We start from the raw sequence: 1,934 nt of genomic DNA on the forward strand, positions 1-1,934 counted from the left end.
GTCAAGTGCGCTGCCAAACTGCGCTACGTCCCGTTCGTCGAGCGGTCACCTTTTCCGGCCCCGCCGACGCAGAAGACTCTACCGCATCCGCCGGGGCGCTCGCACCGGGGAAACCCGCCCGGCCCCGGCCGCGGCGGCGGCACGGGTGGGCAAGATCGGTCAGGCGTCCGGGCGCCTCCGGTGAACATACTGGTTGCCATGACCGAGCCCACCCCAGGCCGGGACCGCCTGCGCGAACTGCTCGACGCGGTCCTGGACGAGGAGAACACCCGCCTCACCGACATGGCGGACCACGCCTTCGCCTCACCGTTTCACTTCACCCGCAGACTGACCCGCGACACCGGGGAGTCGCCGGTCGCGCTGCGCCGCCGGGTGCTCCTGGAACGCGCGGCCTGGCAGATCAGCCAGGGCAGCAGCGTGACCGACGCCGCGTTCGCGGCCGGATACGAATCGGTCGAGGGGTTCACGCGCGCCTTCGGACGCGCCTTCGGGCACCCGCCCAGCGCCACCACGGCGGGCAGCGGCACGTGGCTGTCCGCGCCCAACGGCATCCACTTCCACCCGCCGATCCACCTGTGGATCGAGGACAGACCCAAGGAGCGGACCGGCATGGACCTGATCGCCCTCCAGGTCCACCACGACGTGGACGACACCGCCCACCTGATCCGCCTCGCCGGACAGCTGTCCGAGGAGGCCTACCGGCGGGTGCACTCACCCGGGCGGACCGTCCTGGAATGGGACGGGCCGGAGGAGTCCGTGGCCGCCGTGCTCGACCACCTGGTCCGGGCCAAGGAGATGTGGCTCGCCTCGATCGACGGCGCCGACCTGCCCGAACGGGGCGCGGACGGCCTGGAGGCGCTGGCGGAGCGGCACACGCGGGCGGGGGCGCGCTGGATCGCCGCGATCGACGACATCGGGCGGCGGGGCGCCTGGGGCGACCGGCTGATCGACGCCCTGTGCGATCCGCCCGAGAGCTTCGTACTGGGCAGCGTCGTCGCGCACGTGCTCACCTTCTCCGCCCACCGCAGGCAGCTCGTGCGCCACATGCTGCGCGCGGAGGGCCTGGAGGTGGACCACGGCGACCCCATCGAATGGCTTCAAGACCGACACCACGACGGAGGTACACGATGAGCAAAACGGTTTACAACACCGCGACGAGCCTGGACGGCTTCATCGCCACCGAGGACCACTCCCTGGAGTGGCTGTTCGCCGCCGACGGGGACGATGCCCTGAACGAGACGGAGACCTTCATCCGCGAGGCGGGCGCGATCGTGTCCGGTGCGGGCACCTACGAGTGGATCCTGAAGCACGAGGGCGACAAGCCCTGGCCCTACCAGGTCCCCACCTGGGTGCTCACCCACCGCGACCTGCCCGGGATCGAGGGCGACGTCCGCTTCGCCAGCGCCGACACCGACCAGGAGCTGCGCGACCTGCACGCCGAGGTGGTCGAGGCGGCCGACGGACGTGACGTGTGGCTGATCGGCGGTGGCGGCGTCGCCGCGGACCTGGCCCGGCTCGGCCTCCTGGACGAGGTGGTCGTGTCGGTCGCGCCGGTCACCCTGGGCGCGGGTTCGCCCCTGCTGGCCGGGCGCGTGGACCTGAGGGTGCTGGACGTGCGCCGCGCCGGTGACTTCGCGTGCATGCGCTACGAGGTCGTCCGCCCCTGACCCGGGGGTTTCCGGGGCCCGCCGCCACCGGCCGGGCCCCGGGACCCACGCCTCACCCCCGAACCGCCCGCGCACCACCAGCCGGGTCCTGGAGACCCGGACCTCATCCGCGGCCCCGGCGTGAGTTCCCCGTGGAAGCGCCTCCGCCGCCCCGGGACGGGAGGCACGGCTCCGAGCGCCGCCGCCGACGAAGTCCCGGCGGCGCCCCTCAGCCGCCGTCCAGCTCGCGCAGGCGCGCGGCGGCACCGGCGATCTCGTCCTCGGTGA

At 73.1% G+C, this 1,934-nt stretch carries 2 protein-coding genes; both read left to right on the forward strand.

Annotation, left to right across the window (positions count from 1 at the left end):
* Positions 1-198: 198 nt before the first annotated feature.
* Positions 199-1,131 carry a helix-turn-helix domain-containing protein gene (locus tag DQW06_RS26045; RefSeq protein ID WP_013152039.1) on the forward strand — a complete coding sequence of 311 codons (933 nt, stop codon included), beginning with the start codon at positions 199-201 and terminating at the stop codon, positions 1,129-1,131.
* On the forward strand, positions 1,128-1,667 hold the full coding sequence (locus DQW06_RS26050) for a dihydrofolate reductase family protein (RefSeq protein ID WP_117199490.1): 540 nt from the start codon (positions 1,128-1,130) through the stop codon (positions 1,665-1,667). Before DQW06_RS26045 ends, DQW06_RS26050 begins: the two co-directional genes overlap by 4 nt.
* Positions 1,668-1,934 lie beyond the last annotated feature (267 nt).

Source organism: Nocardiopsis sp. TNDT3, from assembly GCF_003427465.1.
GTDB lineage: Bacteria > Actinomycetota > Actinomycetes > Streptosporangiales > Streptosporangiaceae > Nocardiopsis > Nocardiopsis dassonvillei.

Coding starts and splice junctions, on each gene's coding strand:
- DQW06_RS26050 (WP_117199490.1), top strand. CDS start 1,128: ATGAGCAAAACGGTTTACAACACCGCGACGAGCCTGGACGGCTTCATC.
- DQW06_RS26045 (WP_013152039.1), top strand. CDS start 199: ATGACCGAGCCCACCCCAGGCCGGGACCGCCTGCGCGAACTGCTCGAC.